The 22,808-nt window shown below is 72.6% G+C and carries 22 protein-coding genes and 1 pseudogene; 6 read left to right on the top strand and 17 right to left on the bottom strand.

The features are described 5' to 3' along the window. The first annotated feature begins 6 nt into the window (after nucleotides 1-6). The 6 genes from EV684_RS10770 to EV684_RS10745 are packed head-to-tail and all read left to right on the top strand — an operon-like array spanning nucleotide 7 to nucleotide 7,826. Nucleotides 7-804 (top strand): glycosyltransferase family 25 protein, encoded by a 798-nt coding sequence (locus EV684_RS10770; RefSeq protein ID WP_132647054.1) that lies wholly within the window; start codon nucleotides 7-9, stop codon nucleotides 802-804. After that, the gene (locus tag EV684_RS10765) at nucleotides 801-2,045 is read left to right on the top strand and encodes a class I SAM-dependent methyltransferase (protein WP_132647052.1); all 1,245 of its coding nucleotides are present in this window, start codon (nucleotides 801-803) and stop codon (nucleotides 2,043-2,045) included. Before EV684_RS10770 ends, EV684_RS10765 begins: the two co-directional genes overlap by 4 nt. A gap of 51 nt (nucleotides 2,046-2,096) precedes the next feature. Continuing rightward, nucleotides 2,097-3,326 (top strand): glycosyltransferase family 2 protein, encoded by a 1,230-nt coding sequence (locus tag EV684_RS10760; protein ID WP_200222363.1) that lies wholly within the window; start codon nucleotides 2,097-2,099, stop codon nucleotides 3,324-3,326. After that, a complete protein-coding gene (locus tag EV684_RS10755) occupies nucleotides 3,326-4,468 on the top strand; it encodes a tetratricopeptide repeat protein (RefSeq protein ID WP_132647048.1) in 1,143 nt (380 codons plus the stop codon). Before EV684_RS10760 ends, EV684_RS10755 begins: the two co-directional genes overlap by 1 nt. A gap of 59 nt (nucleotides 4,469-4,527) precedes the next feature. Continuing rightward, nucleotides 4,528-7,167, top strand: coding sequence for a right-handed parallel beta-helix repeat-containing protein (locus EV684_RS10750; RefSeq protein WP_132647046.1), 2,640 nt, complete (start codon nucleotides 4,528-4,530; stop codon nucleotides 7,165-7,167). Further along, nucleotides 7,164-7,826: a hypothetical protein gene (locus EV684_RS10745; protein WP_132647044.1), complete on the top strand. Its 663-nt coding sequence runs from the start codon at nucleotides 7,164-7,166 to the stop codon at nucleotides 7,824-7,826. Before EV684_RS10750 ends, EV684_RS10745 begins: the two co-directional genes overlap by 4 nt. 42 nt (nucleotides 7,827-7,868) lie before the next feature. On the opposite strand, the gene EV684_RS10740 is transcribed toward EV684_RS10745, so the two are convergent. The 17 genes and pseudogenes from EV684_RS10740 to EV684_RS10655 all read right to left on the bottom strand — a co-directional run bounded on the left by EV684_RS10740 (nucleotide 7,869) and on the right by EV684_RS10655 (nucleotide 22,798). Then, the gene (locus EV684_RS10740; RefSeq protein WP_207896856.1) at nucleotides 7,869-9,347 is read right to left on the bottom strand and encodes a glycosyltransferase family 4 protein; all 1,479 of its coding nucleotides are present in this window, start codon (nucleotides 9,345-9,347) and stop codon (nucleotides 7,869-7,871) included. Nucleotides 9,348-9,477: 130 nt separating this feature from the next. Further along, a pseudogene (locus EV684_RS24675) lies at nucleotides 9,478-10,503 on the bottom strand (glycosyltransferase); the annotation flags it as partial. Then, nucleotides 10,500-11,579, bottom strand: a complete 1,080-nt coding sequence (locus EV684_RS10725; RefSeq protein ID WP_132647038.1) for a glycosyltransferase family 4 protein — start codon at nucleotides 11,577-11,579, stop codon at nucleotides 10,500-10,502. The gene EV684_RS10725 and the pseudogene EV684_RS24675, both read right to left, overlap by 4 nt. Nucleotides 11,580-11,625: 46 nt before the next feature. Beyond that, entirely contained in the window at nucleotides 11,626-12,186 is a 561-nt protein-coding gene (rfbC, locus tag EV684_RS10720; protein WP_132647036.1) for a dTDP-4-dehydrorhamnose 3,5-epimerase, read from the bottom strand. Further along, complete coding sequence (gene rfbD, locus EV684_RS10715; protein WP_132647034.1) at nucleotides 12,183-13,091, bottom strand: dTDP-4-dehydrorhamnose reductase; 909 nt, start codon at nucleotides 13,089-13,091, stop codon at nucleotides 12,183-12,185. Before rfbD ends, rfbC begins: the two co-directional genes overlap by 4 nt. Then, nucleotides 13,088-14,143: a dTDP-glucose 4,6-dehydratase gene (gene rfbB, locus EV684_RS10710; RefSeq protein WP_132647032.1), complete on the bottom strand. Its 1,056-nt coding sequence runs from the start codon at nucleotides 14,141-14,143 to the stop codon at nucleotides 13,088-13,090. Before rfbB ends, rfbD begins: the two co-directional genes overlap by 4 nt. A 33-nt stretch (nucleotides 14,144-14,176) precedes the next feature. Then, entirely contained in the window at nucleotides 14,177-16,093 is a 1,917-nt protein-coding gene (locus EV684_RS10705) for a polysaccharide biosynthesis protein (RefSeq protein ID WP_132647031.1), read from the bottom strand. 75 nt (nucleotides 16,094-16,168) lie between these two features. Further along, nucleotides 16,169-16,405 carry a hypothetical protein gene (locus EV684_RS10700; protein WP_132647029.1) on the bottom strand — a complete coding sequence of 79 codons (237 nt, stop codon included), beginning with the start codon at nucleotides 16,403-16,405 and terminating at the stop codon, nucleotides 16,169-16,171. Continuing rightward, nucleotides 16,402-16,701 (bottom strand): nucleotidyltransferase family protein, encoded by a 300-nt coding sequence (locus EV684_RS10695; RefSeq protein ID WP_132647027.1) that lies wholly within the window; start codon nucleotides 16,699-16,701, stop codon nucleotides 16,402-16,404. Before EV684_RS10695 ends, EV684_RS10700 begins: the two co-directional genes overlap by 4 nt. A 32-nt stretch (nucleotides 16,702-16,733) precedes the next feature. Continuing rightward, entirely contained in the window at nucleotides 16,734-17,324 is a 591-nt protein-coding gene (locus EV684_RS10690) for a sugar transferase (protein WP_132647025.1), read from the bottom strand. 4 nt (nucleotides 17,325-17,328) lie between these two features. Beyond that, nucleotides 17,329-17,898, bottom strand: coding sequence for a Uma2 family endonuclease (locus tag EV684_RS10685; protein WP_132647023.1), 570 nt, complete (start codon nucleotides 17,896-17,898; stop codon nucleotides 17,329-17,331). A gap of 24 nt (nucleotides 17,899-17,922) precedes the next feature. Beyond that, complete coding sequence (locus EV684_RS10680; RefSeq protein ID WP_132647021.1) at nucleotides 17,923-19,083, bottom strand: DegT/DnrJ/EryC1/StrS family aminotransferase; 1,161 nt, start codon at nucleotides 19,081-19,083, stop codon at nucleotides 17,923-17,925. Further along, nucleotides 19,080-19,526 carry a TA system VapC family ribonuclease toxin gene (locus EV684_RS10675; RefSeq protein ID WP_132647019.1) on the bottom strand — a complete coding sequence of 149 codons (447 nt, stop codon included), beginning with the start codon at nucleotides 19,524-19,526 and terminating at the stop codon, nucleotides 19,080-19,082. The genes EV684_RS10680 and EV684_RS10675 overlap by 4 nt, the downstream gene beginning before the upstream one ends. Before the next feature lie 13 nt (nucleotides 19,527-19,539). Further along, entirely contained in the window at nucleotides 19,540-19,788 is a 249-nt protein-coding gene (locus EV684_RS10670; RefSeq protein ID WP_132647017.1) for a ribbon-helix-helix domain-containing protein, read from the bottom strand. A gap of 39 nt (nucleotides 19,789-19,827) precedes the next feature. Continuing rightward, nucleotides 19,828-20,526, bottom strand: coding sequence for a class I SAM-dependent methyltransferase (locus tag EV684_RS10665; RefSeq protein ID WP_132647015.1), 699 nt, complete (start codon nucleotides 20,524-20,526; stop codon nucleotides 19,828-19,830). Then, entirely contained in the window at nucleotides 20,526-21,737 is a 1,212-nt protein-coding gene (locus tag EV684_RS10660; RefSeq protein ID WP_132647013.1) for a glycosyltransferase family 4 protein, read from the bottom strand. Before EV684_RS10660 ends, EV684_RS10665 begins: the two co-directional genes overlap by 1 nt. Next, entirely contained in the window at nucleotides 21,734-22,798 is a 1,065-nt protein-coding gene (locus tag EV684_RS10655; protein WP_132647011.1) for a glycosyltransferase, read from the bottom strand. Before EV684_RS10655 ends, EV684_RS10660 begins: the two co-directional genes overlap by 4 nt. Nucleotides 22,799-22,808 lie beyond the last annotated feature (10 nt).

Genomic DNA, 22,808 nt, shown 5'->3' with positions numbered 1-22,808 from the left:
CCGACCATGCCGATGGTGCTCGCCGATACGCATGTCGTCTCGCTTCGCGATGACGTCCAGAGACGCCATCACATCGTCGAGCACTTCGCCACGATCGGGCTCGAACGCTATCGGTTCTGGCCCGCCGTGCGCCACGACGACCCGCGCGTCGCCGTGGCCTTTCGCGATGGCACCGTCAAGCGCTGGCCGCCGTGCTTCCGTTGCGGCAAGCCGGCCTGCGACTGCCGGAACAACGTGCTCATCCCGCCGCAGGTCGCCAACTGGCTGTCGTTCGTCACGCTGTGGCGCTCGTTGCCGGACGACCCGGCCGCATTCCACCTGATCTGCGAGGACGACGTTCACTTCCGCGACGGAGCCCTCGATCGTCTGGAAGCGTTCCTTTGCGCGTACACACCGCGTTCTCAGCGAGTGCTGATCCGCCTGGCACAGTCCGGCGAAGATCCCGGACCGGTGGTCGACCAGGCGCTGGAACGCACGCAGCGGGTGGCGATGAGCAATGCCGCCTACATCGTGAACGGCGCCATGGCGGCCTTCCTCGCCCGCTCGTTCGGCAGGATCGAGCACACCTCGGACGTCTGGTTGCATGCCGTCGTCGCAGCGGACCCGACCATCGACGCCTTCACGCTGGAGCCGCTGCTCGCCACCGACCTGTCCTACAACCGCGACTTCGCCCGATTCAAGTCGCGCATCCATCCAAAGGGCATCGACGAATCCGATCGTGCACGGCAGGCCACGCACCGCATGCGCGCAACGTCCGACGCCGATTACACCGAACTGCTGGCCTCCTGGGGTGTCTTGCCGTGAGCAAACAGTGGAATTACCTCGCGTCCGAACCGTTCCAGGCTCGCTACCTCCTGGTGGCCGGGCTGCTGCGACGCTTCGAGCACATCCTGGAACTGGGCTCGTACAAGACGCCGCTGTTCCGCTTCGTCGACGACCCGTCCAAGCACATCCTCGCGGTCGACCCGCTGGTCTTCGAGGCCGAGGCCTCGCCAACCCAGCGCAGCGAGACGATGGACTACCGTTGCCTGTCGCTGCCGGTGTTCGGCGGCCGGCCGTACGCGCTCGTGATGCTCGGGTTGGACATCCCGCTGACGGCCAAGCTCGAGCGACTGATCCGTGAGGCCGAGATCGTGGTCGTCGAGTATCCCGAGGACCAGCAGTGGAAGCGCAGCCGGCAGACCTACGATCAACTGGTCGAGCGGCTGTCGCTGAACGTGCTGCTGCAGGTGCATTTCGACCTCGACGGCAATGATTTCAGCCGTTTCGGCAACGAGAACGAATGGCCGCCGCGCACCCAGCGCTACGTCCGAATCCTCAGCGCACGGCACAAGACCATGAACGAGACCGGAAGCCTCAATCCCTTCGTCGAGCCGCTGGCGGAGATCGACACGCGCGGCAGCGCGCTGCTCAACACCAGCTTCCTTGCCGAGAAGGTCTTCCCGGAGGCAGCCTACGAGTTCAGTCACGGCGCCAACAAGGACAAAAACTACCTGGGCGGCGGCCTGCTGTACTACATGATCCCCTACATGCAGCGCTCGCGCGTGTGCGTGTGCCTGGGCTCCGGCGGCGCCTTCGTCCCGCGCATGATGCGCCAGGCGCAGCGCGACATCGGCATGGCAGGAAGTTCGCGGACGATCCTCGTGGACGGCAACAAGGGAGGATACGGGCGCCCGAACTGGGCCGATGATCAATCCTTCTTCCGCCAGGCCTACCCCGACGTCGAGGTCCTCATCGCCGACACCGCCGACGGCGCCCGGCGGCTGGCCGACGAGGGCGTCGGCATCGACTACCTGCACATCGACGCCGACCACTCGCTGGAAGGCGCGATGGCGGACTTCCGCAACTACTTGCCACTGATGCGCCGCGGCGCGCTGATCACCTTCCACGACACCCGCCCGCACGCCCACGAGTCGGTGACCTGCTGGCAAGGTGTCGAGGAGATCCGCAAGATGGGCTTCGAGGTCGTGAACCTCGACCAGCTCGGCAGCGGTGTGGCGCTGATCAAGTTCGACCGACCGGTGCCGACGGATCAGGCGGGCTGACGAACCATTCCCATGGCAGTAACCGAGCGGGTTCCCGCGCTCAGCGTGGTCATGCCCACGCGCAACCAGGCCGAGTTCCTCCCCTCGGCGGTCGACAGCGTGCTGATGCAGGCCGAAGGCGCGGCGGCCGACCTGGAGCTGGTGATCGCCGACGGCGCCTCCACCGACGGCACGCCGGCGCTGCTGGCCGAACTCGAGGCACGCCATCCGGGCCGCATCCGCTGGTGCTCCGAACCCGATGCCGGCCCGGCCGACGCCGTCAACAAGGCGGTCTCGCGCGCGCGCGGCGAGATCGTCGGCTGGCTCAACTCCGACGACCTGTACGTGCGCGGCGCCGCAGCGCGTGCGCTCGAGGCCTTCGCCGCCCGGCCCGAACTCGTCATGGTCTACGGCGAGGGCGACCATGTCGACCTCGACGGCCGCGACCTGGGCCGCTACCCGACACGCGGCCCCGAAACCCCGCTGTCGGCCTGGGTCGACGGCTGCTGGATCTGCCAGCCCACGGCCTTCTTCCGCCGCGACGCCTTCGAGGCGCTCGGCGGGCTGGACCGCGGCCTGCGCACGGCCTTCGACTACGAGTTCTGGCTGCGCCTGTTCAAGGCCTACCCGGGCCGCGTCGGCCACGTCGACGCGCTGCAGGCGCTGTCGCGTCTGCACGAAGGCGGCATCACGCTGCGCATGCGCGAACAGGTGGCGCTCGAAGGCATGGAGGTCGTGCACCGCCACCTCGGCAAGGCGCCGCTGCACTGGCTCGTCACGCACGCCGGCGAGGCGCTCGCCGCCTGCCCGTTCGAGGCCCAGGTCGAGACGGTGCGCGCGCACCTGAACGAACTCGCCGAACGCGCCGCACCCTGGCTGGTGCCGGGCGGCGTGGAGCAGTTGAAGATGCAGATGCGCCGCCACCGCGCCTGGCAGATCGCCCGGCCCGACCTGGTCGCCGACGTCTACCCCGACGGCTGGGTGCCGCCGCAGCTCAAGATCCGCCTTCGGCAGCCGGCGCGCCCGTACCGCCGCCTGCGGCTGTGGGGCCGCCACGACTCGCCCCGCGGCGGCCGCCTGGTGCTCGGCGTGCGCGGGCTCGGCCCCGAGGGCGACGCCTGGCAGGGCGGCACCTCGCGCCCGGGGCCTTTCGAGGTCTCGATCCCGCTGCCGCCCGAACCCGGGGCGCAACTGCATCTGACGGTCGTCGCCAACGCCTCCTTCGTGCCGGCCGACTCGATTCCCGGCTCGCGCGACACGCGGCCGATGGCCTTCCAGCTGGCAGCCGCGGAGCCCTGCTGATGAGCGCCGACGCAAGCCCCCCGTCGCCGCGCCCGGCCGACGGCACGCCAGGCACGCCCGCTCCCGCCAAGGCCCAGGTGGACCACCTGCGCCAGAACGCCAGCGCGGTGACGGTGCTGCTGGAGACCGCGGACATCCGCATCGAGCACTTCCGCCGCGGCGGCGAAGGCGGCACGCTGGTCGTCACCTTCGACCCCATCCTCTACCTCGCCGACCGCCCGCCGTTCGGCCAGGAGTTCCTGCGCAAGCAGGCGCTGGACGTGGTCGCGGTGCGCAAGAAGACCGAGAACTTCTACCAGCCGCTGAGCCGTGAGCAGTTCGACGCCGTCGTCGGGCCGGTGAGCGCACGCTATGCGCGCGTCGTCAGCTACGGCTCCAGCCTGGGCGCCTATGCGGCCCTGTACTACGGCCGGGACGAACCCTGGACGGTGATCGCGAGCTCGCCGCGCAACTCGACGCACCCGGTCTTCGGCGTCGACCACTGGCAGGAACGCCAGCGTTTCCTGCACGAGCGCCTGGACCCGGCCCGGCCGGTGCGCTGCCGCGCGATCATCCTCTACGACCCCTGCGACCCGATGGACCGGCGTTACCTCGACGGCGAGGTGCTGCCGCAGTTCAGCGCCGCGGAGCTCGTGCGCGTGCCCTATTCCGGGCATCCGTCGAACCAGTTCCTGCACGAGATCGGCTTCATCGCGCCCTTCGTGCGCGCGGTGCTCACCAGCGAGACGGCGGCACGCCCGAAGCTCGATCGGCGCGGCAAGCGCCGCGTCTCGACGACCTACCACCAGGTGCTGGCCTCGGCCTGCCTGCACCACGGCCACCTGGGCTGGGCCGAGTCGCTGCTGGACAGCGCACTCAAGCTCAACCCGAGAAACATGCTGGCGCACCGCACACGCGCCATGGTCAAGCTCGAACGCCGCGACTGGCCGGCGGCGATCACGGCGCTGGAGCAGGCGCTGGCGATCGACCCGAAGGACACGAGTTCGCTCGTGCTGCTCAAGCGCGCGCGCCGCGGCGACGCGCCGCCGCCGGCGGCGGCACCGACGCCGCCCCCCTCGGCGCCACCCGACCCCCTGCGGCGCGCCTGGCGCCGGCTGCGGCGTGTGCTGGGCCTGGACCCGCCGCCCCCCGGCAGCCGTTGACCGCAGCCCGGCGAGGCGGGAACCTCGCGGGCGTCGTCGTCCACTTCGAGGAATGCGCCATGAGGCCGACCGTCCGAAGCCTGCCGATCCTCATCGTGCTGCTGGCCGCACTGCCGGCCTCGGCCCTGACGATCCAGGTCTGGCCTCAGGCCGACACGCGCGAGCCGGGACGCGTCGTCGGGCTCGCCCAGGCCCAGCAGGAGGCACGCAAGGCGCTCGCCACGCTGCGGGCGGGGGCCGGCCGCCGCGAAGGCGTCGAGCTCGTGCTGCAGCCGGGGCGCTACGAACTCGAGGCGCCGCTGGTCTTCACGCCCGAGGACTCCGGCAGCGCCGACGCGCCCACGGTCTGGCGCGCGGCGACGCCGGGCACGGTGCTGTTGAGCGGCGCGCGCCGGCTCCCAGCGCGCGCCGCTCGCGCCGCGGCCGGCGAAGCGGTGTTCGACGCCCCCGGGCTGGCACCCGCGTTCTGGGCCGCCGCGCCCCAGCTCTTCGTCGACGGACACCGGGCGGTGCTGGCGCGCCAGCCGGATGCGGGCCGGTTCTGGACCGCCGGAGCGCCAGCCGCGGTGCCGGGCGAAGACCCGAAGGCCGCCGGCCGCCAGGCCTTCGGGGCGACGCCGCAGATGCTGGACTGGGTCGCGCGGCTCGATGCCGCCGACCGCGCACGCGCCGTCGTGCAGCTGATGCAGTCCTGGACCGGCTCGCGCCATCGGCTGGCCACGCCGGCGCGGCCGCAGACGCTGCAGCTGCAGCCGCCGGCGCGCTGGGCTTTCCTCCACTTCGGGACGCTGCAGCGCCTGTGGGTCGAGAACGCCGCCGCGGCCTACGACGCTGCGGGCGAGTGGATCGGCGGGCCCGAGGGCGTGCGCTACCGGCTGCGGCCCGGCGAGGCCGCGCCGGCGTACGCCGAGCTGCCGGTGGCCGAGCGCCTGGTGGTCGTGCGCGGCGCCGGCCCGGGCGGCCCGTACGTCGAGCACCTGCGGCTGCAGGGACTGGATCTCGCGCACACGCTGGACGCGACGCCGGCGGCCGGCCGCATCGACCCCCAGGCCGGCCCCGACATCGGCGCGGCGGTCGAGGTCGACTTCGCGCGCGACTTCACGCTGGCGGACTGCCGCATCGTCGCCACCGGCAACTACGCCGTCTGGCTGCGCGAGGGCGTGCGCGCCAGCACCGTCGAACGCTGCGACCTGCAGGACCTGGGCGGCGGCGGCATCAAGATCGGCACCGCGGCGCGCACGCCCCGCGACGACCCGGGCGCCACCGGCGGCAACCGCGTCGCCGACAACCGCATCGACGGCACCGGGCGGCGCCTGCCCACCGGGGTCGGCATCTGGATCGGCAACAGCTTCGGCAACGTCGTCGAGCACAACCTCGTCGCCAACACCACCTACTCCGGCATCAGCGTCGGCTGGCAATGGGGCTACGGCGAGCCCTCGTCGGGCGACAACCGCATCGAGGCCAACGCGCTGCTGAACATCGGCAACGGCTCGCTGTCGGACCTGGGAGGGATCTACACGCTGGGGCGCGCGCCGGGCACGCGCATCGTCGGCAACCTGATCCGCGAGGTGCGCGGCCTGCGCGGCTACGGCTCACCCGCCTTCGGCATCTACAACGACGAAGGCTCCAGCGAGCTGAGCGTGGAGCGCAACGTCGTCGTCGGCACCGACGGCGGGGGCTACTTCCTGCACCGCGGCCGCGACCTGCGCGTGCGCGGCAACCTGTTCGCCGGCGCCGACGCGGGCGAGATCGTCGCCGTGCGCAGCGATCCCGGCCGCACGCGGCTGGTGCTGGAGGACAACCTGATCCTCGCCGGCACCGGCCCGGCGCTGCGCCGCGACGCCGCGCCGGGTGAGATGAGCGCCGCCGGCAACCGCGTCGCCCTGCCGCAGACCGGCCTGGCAGCGCTTCGCGCGGCCTGCGCCGACGGCTGCCGGCCGGTCCCGGCCTCGCTGCGCCGCGGCGCGACGCTGCGTGCGCTGGAGGTCGTCGGCGACGACGGTCCCTGGGCGGCCATCGTCGCTGCGGCCGGCCCGCGCCCGGCAGCCTTGCGCGAGCCGGCGGACGGATTGCAGCCCCGCCCCGACCCGGCGACCACCGGGCCCGTGATGGTGCCGCCGGCCGTCGAATGGAGCCTGGACGCCGCCGCGCTGCCGCTGGGTGGCCAGCCGCCGGGCTGGAACATCCAGCCGCCGAACGCACCCGACACGGTCGGCGTCGTCGCCCGCGCCGACGCACCCGACGGTCGCTGCCTGCAGCTCGCCGACTCGCCGTCGCTGGCCTCGCGCGTGCAGCCCTACCTGTCCGTCGACCCGAAACGCGAGGGCGGGCAGGTCCTGGCGCGCTTCGAGCTCGTCATCGACGCCGACGGCGACGTGGTGCACGAATGGCGCGACGCGGCGCGCCCGTTCGCCACCGGCCCGCGGCTGCGCATCACCGCCGGCGGCGTCGAGGCCGCCGGGCGGGTCGTCGCACCGATGACACCGGGCGTCTGGACACGCTTCGAGATCGACAGCGACGCCGCTCGCGGGCGCTGGACGCTGCGCGTGCACGCGCCGCCGCGGGCCCGGGTCGAACTGCGCGACCTGCCCTTCGCGAGCCCGGCATGGCGCTCGCTCGACTGGTTCGGCTTCATCTCGTACGCCGCCGTGAAGACCAACGCCTGCCTCGCCGGCGTGCGCCTGCGATATCCGTCATGAGAGTCCTCTTCCCCCACCTGCCCAAGTGCGCCGGCACGTCGATCCGTGCCGCGCTGGAATCCGACACCCGGTACCGCGCCGACTATCACCACCATCCGACCTGGCAGTGCGAGGCCGACCTGCGCGCCGGACGCGAGGCGCAGGCGCGCCTGATTGCCCGCTTGCGCGACGAGGCGTCGTGGATCGTGTTCGGCCACTTCGCGCCCCGGGAGTACTACGGGCTGGACTTCGACTGCCAGATCCTCGTGCTGCGCGAGCCGCTGGCGCGGGTGGTGTCGCACTACGGCTACGTCCGGGACGTGCTGCCCGACAACGAGGTCACGGTGCGCCGGCATCCCGAGGTGCGGGCGATCAAGGACGGCCGCATGACGATCGAGGAGTTCGTCGAACTGGAGCACGTGCGCCACTTCTACGGCCGCTGCTACCTGGCGGACCTGCGCGTCGACGAACGGCTCGTCGTGCTGCCGGCCGAGCGGCTCGACGTCACGATGGCTGCCGTGGGTTCGCTGCTGGGGCTGCGCCCGGCGCCGCCCGCGTGGCTGAACCGCGGGCCAGGGGGCGGCAAGCACGAGGCGCTGCGCGAGCGGCTGCAAGACGACATCGCGCTGTGCGAGGCGCTGATGTCGCACCCCAACCCGGCGCTCGCCCGCGGCCGCTGAAGACCACGCGGGCGCCGTCCTGGCACCCGCGAGCCCGCGGCATCAGCCGCCGGCCAGCCCGAGCAGGAACTCCCGCCACTGCGGCAGCACGCGATCGGGCAGGTAGGCCTGCGAGACGACGCGGCCGCGCTCGATCAGCTCCGAGCGGTAGGCCGCATGCTCGCCGTCGATGACCGCGCCGACGGCGCGTGCCAGGTCGGCCGGGGCGTAGGTGTGGAAGTACTCGGCGGCGTCGCCGAAGACCTCGCGGTGCACCGGGATGTCGGAGGCGACGACCGCGCCGCCGCAGCGCATGGCCTCGACGCCGGAGAAGTCGAAGCCCTCGCCCAGGCTCGGGCAGACGGTGGCCGCGGCGTGGTGGTAGAGCAGGCGCAGCTCGGAGGCCGGCACCTCCTCGAGCATCTGCACGTCGCCGTTGGCCAGCCAGGGCTTGAAGCGCTTGACGATGGCCGAGTGGTCCCAGCCCAGCGAGCCGACGATCAGCAGCTTCAGGTCGGGGAAACGCTCCTGGCGCAGCATCTCCCAGGCCGACAGCAGCGTGACGTGGTTCTTGCGCGGCTCCAGCGTCGAGACCATCAGCAGGTACTGGTGGTCGGCGCCCATCCAGCGCATCGGGTCGGGCTCGCTGCCCTTGACCTTCTCGTTGCGCCGCGTGCGGATGATCTCGTAGAGCCGCCCGGCGCTCGTCGCTTCCTCGTGGTAGTGGTGCGAGACCATGTTGTGGATGGTCCGTGTGCGCGGCTCGACCTCGGGGAAGATCGACAGCAGGTCGCGCCGCGTGGCTTCGGAGACGCAGGCGAACCAGGCGCCGTCCTTCACGTTGCGCGCCAGCGCGTGGTAGTGCGAGGCCTGGTGGAAGGACTTGTCCGTGATGGTGTGCGGCATCAGGATCGGGATCGCGTCGTGGTAGCGCACGACCATGCGCGTGCGCCGCGACACCCGCCCCGGGAACGGCGTCTCGGCCAGCAGGATGTCGAAGTCGCGCGTGTCCAGCCGCGGGTACAGCGGGCCACCGAAACGCCGCGTCGCCAGCGCGGTGGCGTGCGTCAGGTTCCAGGGCACACGGGCCACGCGCATGCGCGCCCCGGCCACGGTGTCCAGGTCGGACACCGGCAGCGTGCGCGCGAACAGGTCGCGCCAGACGAAGTCGCGGAACTGCGCGCCGTCGAACACGCCCAGCGTCTCGGACATGCCGAGCGCGGCGCGCGCCGTCATGCCGATGGGCGCGACGGCCAGCCGCAGCAGGTCGCTCACGTGCTCGGTGATGCGCTGGCGCTCGCTGGCACGCAGCGACAGCACGACACGCGACAGGCGGTGGATGCGCTTGTCCAGGCTCATGCGGCGGTAGGCGCCGCTGTCCGGGTGCGGCAGGCCGCGCGCGATGACGCGGTTGCTGCTCTGCAGCAGCCCTTCGACGTCCAGGCCCTCGATCGTCGAGAGGCCGCGGAACAGCAGACGGGTTTCCTGCGGGATGCCGGCGTGGCCATCCAGCGCCGGTCGCATTTCGAGAAGGATTCTCAAGGCGTCGATGAGGGGTCGGGGGGAGGGCCGCCGGCAAGTCGAGCAGCCGGCGGTACAGGGCGACGGTGTGGTCCGCCATTGTCTCAGCGCTGAAGTGCGCGGCCCAGCGCTCGTGGCCGCCGGCGCCCAGGCGCGCGCGCAGCTCGGCGTCGTCGAGCAACCGCCGCAGCGCGGCGGCCAGCGCGGCCGGGTCGCGCACCGGCACCTTCAGCCCCGAGCGTTCGTGGCGCACCACCCAGCCCAGGCCGGAGCCGGGGATGTCGGCCGCGACCACCGGCACGCCGCGCGCCATGGCCTCCAGCGCCGCGACGCCGAAGGCCTCGGCGCGCACCGTCGAGGGCATGCAGAACACCTCGGCGAGCTCGAACCAGGCCTCGACGTCCTCGGACGACAGCGGCCCGGTGAAGAACACGCGCGACTCCAGCCCGGCGGCCCGCACCTGGCCGCGGTACTGCGCCAGGCCGACCTTGCCGCCGCCGCCGACGACGACCAGCACGTCCTCGGGCAGCGCGCGGGCGGCCTCGATCAGCACCTCCCAGCCCTTGTAGTAGGTCATGCGGCCGAGCGCGAAGACGATGCGCCGGCCCGGATGGCGCGCACGCAGCCGCGCCACGCGCTTCGGATCGGGCGGGTGCGGCGCGGGCGCGCCGATCGGGATCACGTGCACCTTCGGGCGCATCTGGCGCAGCCGCGGGGAGCTCTCGGCGTAGGGCACGCTGGTGGCGATGATGGCGTCGGCGCGGGCGAGCAGCCAGCGCTCCAGCGGCCCGTAGACGTGGCGTGCGACACGCTGGCGCACGACGTCGCTGTGCCAGTGCAGCACGACCTTGCCGCGCGGCCGCGCCATCCAGACCGCGAGCGCGGCCAGCGGGTCGGGCATGTGCACGTGCACGATGTCGTGGTCGGCGCGGCGCGCGACGAGCTCGCGCACCAGCGCCGGCGCCATCGAGGTCGACAGCCACATGCCCCAGGAGCCGGCACGCGTGATGCGCACGCCCAGCGCGTCGCGTTCGTCGACGTGCTCGCGGCTCTTGCTGGCGCACAGCACCTCGACGTCCAGGCCCTGGCGCACGAAGCCGGTGCTCAGGTCTCGCGCGACGGCCTCGATGCCGCCATGGTCGGGCGGGTAGAACTTCGAAACCTGCAGGATCTTCATGCCGCCGCCTCCACGGCCGCCTGCAGCGCGGCGGCACTCGCCGCCCAGGTGCAGCCGGCGGCACGCTCGCGCCCGGCGGCACGCAGGCGTGCACGCAGCGCCTCGTCGCCGAGCAGACGCTGCAGCCCGGCGGCGATGGCGGCCGGGTCGGCCGGGTCGACGTAGAGCGCGGCGTCGCCGCAGACCTCGGGCATCGAGGCCGCACGCGCGACGAGCACCGGGCAGCCGCAGCGCATCGCCTCGACCGGCGGCAGCCCGAAACCCTCGTAGTGCGAGGGGAAGGCCAGCGCCTCGGCGCGGCGGTACAGCGCCACCAGCGGCGCGTCGGGCAGCCAGCCGGTGCGCACCACGCCCGGCGGGTCGTCGCCGGCCCCTTCGTCCTGGAACACGCGCTGGTTGCGTCCGCCCACCAGCACCAGCCGGCAGTCGGCGTCGGGCCGCAGCCGGCGCCAGGCCTCCAGCAGCCCGGCCTGGTTCTTGGTCGGGTTCTCGCTGCCGACGGCGAGCACGAAACGCCGCCCCTCGAGACCCAGGTGGGCGATCACGGCATCGTCGGCCACGACCTCGTCGAGGTGGTCGGCGCCGCAGGGCACGACGGCGAAACGCTCCGCCGCGATGCCCAGCGCCTGGGCCAGACGCTGGCGCGAGAACGACGACACCGTCAGCAGCCGCTCGGCACGCCGCCCCAGGCGCCGGAACAGGCGGCGGTACCAGGCCACGAAGGCCGGCGTGTAGGCCTCGGGGTGGTCGAAGACCGCGGCGTCGTGCAGCGTGGCGATCTGCCGGCGCGCGAACCACGGCGCCGAGCCGGCGAGGTTGACGAGCAGGCCGTCGTGCGCCGCCCGCGGCAGCGCCAGCTGCTCCCAGGCATGCAGCGAGCGCCCGGGCCCGGCGACGCGGCGCAGCTCGATGTGCGCCAGCGCCGGCGCCTGCCCCCCGGGCGGGCACAGCAGCACCCAGCGCCGGCCGCCCGGCGCGAGCTGCCGGTCCAGCGCGAGCACCACACGCGCGGCGAAACGCTGCACGCCGGTGGTGCGCTGTGCAATGAACTTGCCGTTGAGATAGACGGTCGACATCGGGATCCGGGACAGGTTCAGGCGGTCGCCGTCGGGTTGCGGGGGATCAGGGCACGGCCTCCAGTCCGGGCGCGAGCGCGTCGCGCTCGGCCAGCAGCGGCGGCCGCCCGTGCGGCAGCGGCCAGACGATGCCGATCGTGGGGTCGTCCCAGCGCAGCGCGCCTTCGCAGTCGCGGGCGTAGGTGTCGGTCGTCTTGTAGAGGACGTCGGTGTCGTCCTCGAGCGCGACGAAGCCGTGCGCGAAACCTTCCGGGATCCACAGCTGGCGCCGGTTGTGCGCGCTCAACTCGGTGCCGAACCAGCGGCCGAAGTGCGGCGACGCACGCCGGATGTCGACGGCGACGTCGAAAGTCCGCCCGCGCGCCACGCGCACGAGCTTGCCCTGGGCGCGGGGCGCACGCTGGAAATGCAGGCCGCGCAGCACGCCGGCCCGGCTGCACGAGTGGTTGTCCTGCACGAAAGGCCGCGGCAGCGGCTCGCCCAGCGCCTGCAGCGCCTGGCGCCAGCGCGGTTCGCTGAAGCTCTCCATGAACCAGCCGCGTTCGTCGGCGAACACGGTGGGCTCGACGAGCAGCACCCCCGGCAGCGGCGTGTGTTGCAGCTTCATCGTTCGGGACGCCCCATGGCGCCGGCCAGCAGTTCGTCGAGCAGCCTCAGCACGCCGTCCTGCCAGTGCGGCAGGTGCAGGCCGAAACGCTGGCGCAGCCGGCGCGTGTCCAGGCGCGAGTTCAGCGGCCGGCGCGCCACGCTCGGGTAGTCGCAGCTGGGCACCGGCTCGATCGCCTCGGGCACGAGCCGCAGCGGCAGGCCGGCGGCGCGCGCATGCTCGACGACGAAACGCGCGTAGCCGTGCCAGCTGGTCTCGCCGGCGGCCGCGCAGTGGTAGGTGCCGGCCAGCGTGCTGTCGTGCATCGCCCGGCGCAGCACATGGGCGCTGACGTCGGCCAGCAGGTCGGCGCCGGTGGGCGCGCCCACCTGGTCGGCGACGACACGCAGCCGGTCGCGCTCGGCGGCTAGCGCAAGCATGGTCTTGGCGAAGTTGGCACCGCGTGCCGCATGCAGCCAGCTGGTGCGCAGGATCAGGTGGCGGCAGCCGCTGGCGCGCACCTGCTGCTCGCCTTCGAACTTGCTGCGGCCGTAGACCGACAGCGGCGCGGCCGGCGCGTCCTCGTCGCGCGCGAGCTCGCCGCTGCCGTCGAAGACGTAGTCGGTCGAGTAGTGCACGAGCCAGGCGCCGCGTGCCGCCGCCTCGCGCGCCAGCAGCCCCGGGGCGACGGCGTTGATCACGTGCGCCAGCTCGGGTTCACGCTCGGCACGGTCGATCTCGGTGTGCGCCGCGGCGTTGACGATCACGTCGGGCGCGTGTTCGTGCAGCAGCGCGGGCAGCGCGCCGGGGTCGGCGAAGTCGGCGCCGGTGTCGCGGTCGAGCGCGACCAACTCGCCCAGCGGCGCGAGCGAGCGCTGCAGCTCCCAGCCCAGCTGGCCCCCGCAGCCCAGCAGCAGCAGCTTCATGCGCGCTCCCCGCCCTGGGCGCACGGGCCGCGGCCGGCGCCGCTGCGCACGCGTTCGACCCAGTGGGCGTGCTCCAGGTACCAGGCGACCGTCTTGCGCAGACCGGACTCGAAGGTCTCGCTCGGCCGCCAGCCGAGTTCACGCTCGATGCGGTGCGCGTCGATCGCGTAGCGGCGGTCGTGGCCCGGGCGGTCCTGCACGTGCGTGATCAGGCGCGCGTGCGGGCCGGCGGGGTCGGGCCGCAGTTCGTCGAGCAGAGCGCAGACGCTGCGCACGACCTCGAGATTGGGCTTCTCGTTCCAGCCGCCGACGTTGTAGGTCTCGCCCGGGCGGCCGCGTTCGAGCACGGCGCGGATGGCACTGCAGTGGTCACCGACGTAGAGCCAGTCGCGGACCTGCAGGCCGTCGCCGTAGATCGGCAGCGGCTGGCCGGCCAGCGCGTTGACGATCATCAGCGGGATCAGCTTCTCCGGGAACTGGAAGGCGCCGTAGTTGTTGCTGCAGTTGGTCGTCGTGACCGGCAGCCCGTAGGTGCGGAACCAGGCGTTGACGAGGTGGTCGCTGGCGGCCTTGGTGGCGCTGTACGGGCTGCTGGGCTCGTAGGCATGGGTCTCGGTGAAGGCCGGCGCGTCGGGCGCAAGGCTGCCGTAGACCTCCTCGGTGCTGACGTGGTGGAAGCGGAACGCCTCCGGCTGCGCCAGCGTCTTCCAGTAGGCGCGCGCCGCCTCGAGCAGCACGAAAGTACCCTCGACGTTGGCCTGCAGGAAGTCCTGCGGCCGGGCGATCGAGCGGTCGACGTGGGTTTCGGCGGCGAAGTGCACGACGGCGCGCGGCCGGTGGGTCGCCAGCAGCGAATCGACGAGCGCACGGTCGCGGATGTCGCCGTGCACGAAGACGTGCCGCGGGTCGCCATCGAGCGCCGCGAGGTTGTCCAGATTGCCGGCGTAGCTGAGCGCATCGAGATCGACCACCGTCTCGTCGCCTCCGGCCAGCCACTCCAGAACGAAGTTGCTGCCGATGAAGCCGGCACCGCCGGTCACGAGAATCGTCATGGTCCGTCACGAAGAAAGCCGGCGCGGATTGTTTCACGCCGCGGGCCGGTACTCGGCCACCACCTGACGCAGCATCTCCCTCACATCGATGTCGCGCGCGCCTTGCGCGGCCGCGGCCCAGTGCAGCAGCGCGCCGATCTCGCCCGATTCGGCCGCCAGCCGCGCGATGCGCAGCCGCGGCACCGCCGTCGGCAGGGTGTCGTCGGCGTCGGCCAGCAGCTCCTCGTAGAGCTTCTCGCCGGGCCGCAGGCCGGTGAACTCGATGCGGATGTCCTGCGTCTGGCCGGCCAGGCGGATCAGGTCGCGCGCCAGGTCCACGATCTTCACCGGCTCGCCCATGTCCAGCACCAGCACCTGGCCGCTCTCGCCCACCGCCGCGGCCTGCAGCACCAGGCGCGCGGCCTCGGGGATGGTCATGAAGTAGCGGATGATGTCCGGGTGCGTCACCGTCACCGGGCCGCCGCGTGCGATCTGCTCCTTGAACTTCGGGATCACGCTGCCGCTGGAGCCCAGCACGTTGCCGAAACGCACGGCCATGAAACGCGTGCCCGGGTGGCGGGCGGCCATCATGCTGACCACCATCTCGGCGGCGCGTTTGGTGGCCCCCATCACGTTGGTCGGATTGACGGCCTTGTCGGTGCTGATCAGCACGAAGCGGCCGCAGCCGGCCTCGGCCGCGGCCAGCGCCGCGTGGTAGGTGCCCAGCGTGTTGTTGCGCAGCGCGGCGAGCGCGTTGTGCTCTTCTTCCATCAGCGGCACGTGCTTGAACGCGGCGGCGTGGAAGACGATGTCGGGCCGCCAGGCGGCGCAGGCCGCACGCAGGTGCGCGAGGTCCTTGACGTCGCCGATCAGGCGCACGAGCGCGACGTTCGGGAAGGCCAGCGACAGTTCCTGCTCGATCGTGTAGAGGTTGAACTCGCTGAGCTCGTACAGCACGATGCGCGCCGGCGCGAAACGCGCCACCTGCCGGCAGAGTTCGCTGCCGATGCTGCCGCCGGCACCGGTGATCAGCACCGTGCGCCCGGCGATCACCGCGGCCACGCCGCTGTCGTCCAGCCGCACCGGCTCGCGGCCCAGCAGGTCCTCGGGCTCGATCTCGCGCAGGCGTTCGATGCGGCTCTGGCCGGTGCGCAGCTCGTCGACGCCGGGCACGGTGACGACCGGCAGCCCGGTGGCCGCGGCCAGGTCCAGCGCGCGTCGGCGCTGCGCGCGCGTCGCCGACGGCAGCGCGACGACGACGTGGGTGGCCGCACCGCGCACGGCCTTGTCGGTGATCGCGTCCAGCGGCCCCAGCACCGGCACGCCGGCGATGCGTGCGCCGTGTTTGGCCGGATCGTCGTCGAGCAGGCCCAGCACGATCCAGCCCTGCTCGTGGATGCCGGCCAGCAGCAGCCGTGCCGCGGCGCCGGCACCCATCACGACGGCGCGCCGGATCTCGCGTTCGCTGCCGGTGATGCGCTGGCGCGCGTGTTCGTAGAGCATGCGGTAGGCCACGCGCACGACGCACACGCCCATCAGCGCGACGAAGGGGTGCAGGGCCAGCACCGCACGCGGCACCTTCACCAGCCCCAGGCCCATGACGACGGCCGCCGAGACGCTGCCGGCCAGCACGCAGGCCAGCGTCAGCCGCTTGACCTCGCCGAAGCCGGAGAAGCGCCACATCGCCTGCGGCACACGCAGCGCCGCGAACGCGGCGAGGTAGGCGCCGACGACGCCCAGCATCACCCAGGGGTCGTAACTCGGCCGGGCCTCGATCCAGCGCTCGAAGCCCAGGCGGAACAGGTAGGTGACGTTCCAGCAGAAGGCGATGACCAGCGCGTCGGCCAGCAGCGACAGCGGCTCGCGGTGCGGGCGGATGCGCGCCAGCACGAGGTCCAGGCGGTGCCAGATCGTCGGAGGGCCGCCCGCTGCGGCGGGCCGCGGGGTCCGCGGGTGATCAGGGGGCGTCACGGGAGGCGCGGACGGCGTTCTTCGAAAGCGAAAGTGGCTGCAATTCTATGAGGCGGCCCGCCGGGCCCTGGGCGCTCAGGCGCCACTGAAACGGCGCTTCAGTTCGGCCCCCAGGGCGGCGGCCGTCTGCAGCAACAACGGCACGAAGGCGTGTCCGGCCTCCAGCGCGGCGGCCAGCGAGCGCGCACGCGTCTCGGCGAATGGCGTGGCGAAAAGACGGCCGTCAGTGCTGGCGAGATGCGCGGCCTCGGCTGCGACCGTCTCGCCCAGGAAACGCAGGCGGGCCAGCCCGGACGGGTCGGCCGCGTTCACAGCGGCACTCCGTGGGCCAGGGCCGCCTCGTGCACCGGCTGGCGCGGCGTGGCCGGGTCGAGCAGCAGCAGGTCGATGCGCCGGCCGCCGAGCTGGCGCTCCAGGCGGGCACCGAGTTCGAGTTCACGCCGCAGCCGGTCAGACAAGGGCGCCGGAACCTCCACGAGCAGGTCGATGTCGCCACCCCGGCGGGCGTCGTCGAGGCGCGAGCCGAACAGGCACACACGCGCCTGCGGCCCCAGGGCGCAGGCCACGGTGTCGCGGATCAGGCGGCGTTGCTCTTCGGTCAGGCGCATGGGGCCATCCTAGCCGCGTGCCGCAGGCGCGGCTATCGCCCCAGCAGCACGCCGACGCTGCGCAGCAGCACGCCCAGGTCGGTCCACAGCGTGGCGCGTTCGGCATACGCGGCGGCGGCCTGCAGCTTGCGCGGCAGCAGCACCTCGACGTATTCGCGCTCGGGGTCGGCGGCACGCGCCAGCAGCTCGCTCTCGTCGGCATAGGCCAGCGACACCGGGTCGGTGATGCCCGGGCGCACCGACAGCACCCGCTCGCGCAGCTCGGGCGGGTAGAACTCGACGTAGCGCGGCACCTCGGGGCGCGGGCCGACGAGGCTCATCGTGCCCTGCAGCACGTCGATGAACTGCGGCAGCTCGTCGATGCGCGTGCGCCGCAGCCAGCGGCCGACACGCGTGATGCGCGGGTCCTCGCCGACGGTGATCTGCAGCCCCGGCGCGCCGTCGCGCATCGTGCGGAACTTGTGGATGCGAAACGGCACGCCGCCGCGGCCCACACGCTGCTGGCGGAAGAACACCGGCCCCGGCGAGTCCAGCTTGACGGCGGCAGCCGCCAGCAGCAGCAGCGGCGCGAGCAGCAGCAGCGCGACGGCGGCACCGGCGAGGTCGAAGAGGCGTTTGATCAACGGATCAGGCGGCAGGCGGCGCTTCGACGCCGTCGAAGACCTCGGCCATCGTGATGCGGCAGTCGAGGCTGGCGGCTTCCAGCGTGTCGGACTCGCTCATGTCGTGGATGAACCACTGGCCGGCAGCGTCGCGGCGGAAAGCTTCGACGCGGCGCGAGTCCGGGTCGACGAGCAGGTACTCACGCAGCGACGGGATGCGGCGGTAGAGCGCGAACTTGCGGCTGCGGTCATAACTCTCGGTCGCCGGCGACAGCACTTCGATGACCAGCAGCGGCGAGCGAAAGACGATGTCGGTCGCCAGGTCGATCTTGTCGCAGGTGACGAAGACGTCGGGATAAAGCACGGTGTCGTCGCCGATCTGGACTTTCGCCGACTCGGAGAAGGCGCGGCAGCCGGAGCCCTTCAGGCGGTTGCCGATCTCGCGCGCGAGGTTGTGGACGACGACGGCATGCACGCGCCGCGCACCGACCATCGCGAACACCTCGCCGCGGTGGAACTCGTGGCGCTCGGGCTGCTGGTTCTCCCAGGCCAGATAGGCCTCGAAGCTCAGCTTCGGCTTGGGCAGGACGTTCATCGCGCGCACCTCCGTCGCGTCATCCTAGCGCCCCAGCGCGGCCCGCACGGCGGCGACGACACGCTCGACGTCGGCGTCCGTCATGCGCGTGTAGATCGGCAGGCTGGCGATGCGCTCGAACGCATGCTGGGCCTGCGGGAAGTCGGCGGCGTCGAGCTGGTAGCGCTCGCGCCAGTAGGGGTGCAGGTGCAGCGGGATGTAGTGCACGCTGCAGCCTATGCCCTGCTCGAACATGCGTTCGATGAACCGTTCGCGCGTGACGCCGGCGTCGTCGGTCAGCCGCACCGGGTACAGGTGCCACGCGTGGCGGTCGCCGGCGGCGGGCTGCGGCGGCGTGATCAGCGGCAGGCCGCACAAGGCCTCGTCGTAGAGCGCGGCGATCTGCTCGCGCCGCTGCTGGAAGGCGTGGGCGCGCTTCAGCTGGTGGATGCCGAGCGCCGCCGCGATGTCGGTCAGGTTGTACTTGAAACCCGGCGCGACGATCTCGTAGTACCAGCTCGGCACGGTCGCGGTGAAACGGTCGAAGGCGTCGCGGCTCATGCCGTGCAGGCGCATCACACGCGCGCGCCTGGCGAGTTCGGCGTCGCGCGTGACCAGCATGCCGCCTTCGCCGGTGGTCATGGTCTTGTTGGCGTAGAAGCTGAAGACCGTGGCGTCGCTGGCCAGCGTGCCGACGAGCGCGCCGCCGCAGGTGGTGGGCAGCGCGTGCGCCGCATCCTCGACGACCTTCAGCCCGTGGCGGCGCGCGATGTCGTGGATCGCCGCCATGTCGGCCGCCAGGCCGCCGTAGTGCACCGGCAGGATGGCCTTGGTGCGCGGGCCGATCGCGGCCTCGATCGCCGCCGGGTCTATGTTCAGCGTCGCCGGGTCCATGTCGACCAGCTTCACGTCGGCGCCCAGGTAGCGCACGACCTCGGCGGTGGCGGTGAAGGTCCAGGTGGTCGTGATGACCTCGTCGCCGGGGCCGATGCCCAGCGCCTCCAGCGCCAGGTGCAGGCCGGCGGTGGCCGAGTTGACGGCGATGCACTGGTACTCGTCGCCGCCCAGGAAGGCGGCGAAATCGTTCTCGAAACGCCGCGCCTTGGGGCCGGTGGTCACCCAGCCGGAGCGCAAGGTGTCGACGACTTCGGCGATCTCGTCCTCACCGATGTCCGGCAAGGCGAAGGGAAGAAAGGGCTGGCTCACGCCGAGGCTCCGATGACGGTGAGATGTTCAGGGGTGGCGCCGGGCACGGCCTCGAGGGCGATCGAGCGGTCCAGCGTCACGAGGCGCCCGCCGTGGCGCACGGCCAGGGCGAGCAGGTAGAGGTCGGTGATGTGGCGCGAACTGAGCACGCGGTCCCAGCGCAGCAGGCCGGGCTGCAGCAGGCTCAGGTCGTCGGGCCAGAAGGCGTGCGACTCGTGCACGACGGCTTCGGCCAGGCGCTGCGCCACCAACGCGGGCGGCTGCGGGTTCGGGTAGGACGGCAGCGACAGGATGCGCAGGCAGCCGTTCTGCGTCAGCGGGCACGAGGCCCAGCCGGCGGCTTCGTGGGTGGCCATCCAGTCCATCGCCGCGTGATGGTGCAGATGACCGGCGTCCAGCAACGCGACGAGCACGTTGACGTCGAGCAGCGCGCGCCCGGGCATGGCCGACACAGGCTCAGAGCGCTTCGCCATCCCGCAGCGTGTCGACCTGGGCGTTGGTCGCGACCACCCCTTCGCGCGCGCCGAAGGGCCGGAAACCGGCGACGCTGCGACCCTCGGCCGACCGCGCACCGGCCGTGGTGGCACCGCTGAGCGACTGGCGCATCAGCCGCGACACGACCTGGCCGGCCGAAAGGCCTTCACGGCGCGCCAGCTCCTTGGCTGCCGCCAGCAGGTCGTCGTCGATGTCCAGGGTCGTGCGCATGGCAGCACCTTGATGCGTTGATGCAGTCGCATCATTGTCTCACGCCGGCCTGCCGATCCAGGCCAGCAGGTGGGTGCGCAGCCCCGGCAGCGCCGCCAGCGGCCGGTACAGCGCCGGGTGCAGCGCGCAGGCGGCGCGCGCCAGCGGCGGCGCCAGCGTCACGCGTTCGGCACGCACGCGGCCTTCGGGGAACAGCGCACGCACCCGCGCCAGCGGCACGCCGCGCACGTCGCGGTTGCCGGGGTTGTCGACGGTGAAGTCGTACCAGAGCACGGCGCCGCCGGGTTTCAGCCAGCGCCACATCGCGCCGGCCAGGCGCTGCTGGAAATCGTCGTCGAGCAGCGAGGAGAAGACCGTGTACTGCAGCACCAGGTCCTGGCTGGCCGGCGCCAGCGGCGCGGCGCAGGCGTCGCCCAGGTGCAGCGCGACGGCGGGCGGCAGCACGCGCCTGGCCTGGGCGTGGCGCTCGGGGATCAGCTCCAGTCCGATCAGGCGCTCGGGCGAGGCGCCCAGGCGCAGCAACCCCAGCAGGTTGCCGCCGCCGCCGCAGCCGACCTCGGTGATGGCCAGCGGCGCCAGGCTGCGCAGGCCTTGCGCGGCCAGGCGGCGCAGCAGCGCCCGGTCGCGCTCCTGCACCGTCTGCCAGACCTCGGGGCGCAGCGGCGAATAACGGTCGCCGTCGTGGCGGCGGGCGTAGCGCGCGGCGACGGCGGCGGGCTCGTCGTCGGCGCCGCCCATCAGCGCAGGGCCTCGAGGAAACGCCGCGCCAGCACCGGGTAGGTGTGCTCCGCGAGCACGAAGGCGCGGCCGCGTTCGCCCATCGCGCGGCGCTCGTCGGCCGGCAGCGCCGCCAGCCGGCGCAGGCCGTCGGCGACGGCCGCCGGGTCCTGCGGCGCGACCGTGAGCCCGCAGCCGGCTTCGGCCACCGGGTCGTTGCCGGCTTCGACCGAATGCAGCACGGCGCGGCGCGCCATCATGTAGTCCATCAGCTTGTTCGGCGCGATGCCGAAGCGGTAGATCGGCACCCGCTGCCAGCCGATGTAGGCGATGTCGCAGCGCGCCAGGAAGGCCGGCACCTGGGCCTTGGGGATCGGCGGCAGCATCGCCACGTTCGCCAGCCCTTCGTCGGCGACACGCCGCGCCAGCCGCGACTGCTCGTGGCCGCTGCCGACGAGCACGAAGCGCAGCGGCTCGTGCTGCACCAGCTTGGCCGCGTCGAGCAGCGTGTCCAGCGCGTTCGGCAGCCCCATCGACCCGGCATAGCCGACCACCGTGCCGGCGGCGGCCGCGGCGTCCAGCGCGGCGGCGACGTCCTCGCGCAGCGGCGGCGGCTCGGCCTCCCACTCGTCGAGCGTGATGCCGTTGGGCACGACGTGCAGCCGGGCGAGATCCAGCCCGCGCGAGGCCATGTAGCCGTGCACCTTGGGCAGCATCGAGATCACGCGGTCGGCGTGGCGGTAGGCGTGGTCCTCGGCCGCCTGGCACAGCAGGATGAACGGGTGCCGGCGCGACATGCCCGACAGCTCGATCGGGCTCAGCGGCCAGAGGTCGTGCACCTCGTAGACGAGCTTCGCGCCGGCGCGGCGCGCGATGCGCTGCGCCACCCAGATGTCCATCGGGTAGGTGCTGGACGCGACGACGACCTCGGGGCGGAACTCGCGCACCAGGCGCGGCGTGTCGGCCCAGACGGCGCGCAGATAGGCCCAGATGTTCTTCACCCGCCCCAGGCCGTTGCCCTGGTACGGCGGCGTCTCGTAGAAGCGGTAGCCGATGCCGTCGACGGTCTGGTCGCCGGGCGGCGGCTGGCGCGTGCGCACGTGCGAGAAGTCGGCGCCCAGCAGCAGCGCCTCGTGGCCGGCACGCACCCATTCGCGCGCCAGGTAGTAGGGCCGGTACTCCATGCCCAGCGCCGGCGAGCCGACGTAGTGGTTCAGCACCAGCAGTCTCATCGCGGCTCCATCGCCAGCAGGCGGTCGACGAAGGCGCGCACACGCGGCGCGAACAAGGCCTCGCGTTCGACCCAGGCGCGGTTGGCGGCGGCGATCGCCCCGGCGCGTGCGGCCAGCGGCGCCAGGCGCTCGGGCGTCAGGCGTTCTCCGGCGGCGAGCACGATGCCGTTGTCGCCGTCGCGCACCAGCTCGCGGTTGGCCGGCAGGTCCGAGACGACGGGGATGCAGCCGTGGGCCATCGCCTCCAGCACCGAGACCGAGACCGAGTCGCTGGTCGGCAGGCTCAGATACCAGAGCGCGCGTGCGTACCAGCCGGCCTGGGTGTCGGCGTCGAGCCGGCCGACGAAGGCGGTGCGTTCATCGGCCATCGCCTGCAGCTCGGCGCGCAGCGAGCCGTCGTTGGCGACGACCAGGCGCAGCTCGTCGCCCGGCAGCGCGGCGAAAGCCTGCAGCACACGCTCGGGGGCGTAGATCGGCTCCAGCCCGCGGTTGGCGAAGAACAGCGCCGGGTCCTTGGCCGCCGGTGCCGGCGGCATGGCCTCCAGCCCGAACGGGAAGACCATGATGTCGAAGGCACCCAGGGCCCGCATCTTCTCGGCCATCGCCTGCGAGTCGCTGGTCGTCAGCACGCAGGCACGCAGCACGCGGCGCGTCAGCGCGCGCAGCGCGGTGCTCTTCTGCGGCGCGACGAGGATGTCGCTGCCCCAGGCCGAGCCGACGAGCCGGCCGCGCACGCCGTACAGCCGCTGCGCCAGCCAGGCCAGCGTGCCGTGCGAGGTGAGGTAGTGCGCGTGCAGCCACTCGGGGTGCACGCGGTGCAGCCAGCGCGCCAGCCGCGGCAGCTGCTTCAACAGGCCGATGTTGCCGCCGCCGGCGTCGGGGCGCGTGGCCAGCGCCAGCCGCCGCGCGGGCGGCACGATGGTGTCGAAACCGGACAGGAAACCACGGCTGGACGCGACCCAGAGCTCCAGCTCGGGCAACGCCGCCAGCGCACGCGCCCACTTCAGCAGGTGCGGGCTCTCGGCGTCGCCGATCAGCGCATAACGGATGGGAGAAGTCATCGAAGATTGA

The sequence above is a fragment of the Rubrivivax gelatinosus genome (assembly GCF_004340905.1).
Classification (GTDB): domain Bacteria; phylum Pseudomonadota; class Gammaproteobacteria; order Burkholderiales; family Burkholderiaceae_C; genus Rubrivivax; species Rubrivivax gelatinosus.
The sequence above is the reverse complement of the archived record's forward strand: the minus strand, read 5'-3'. Positions and strand labels throughout refer to the sequence as shown.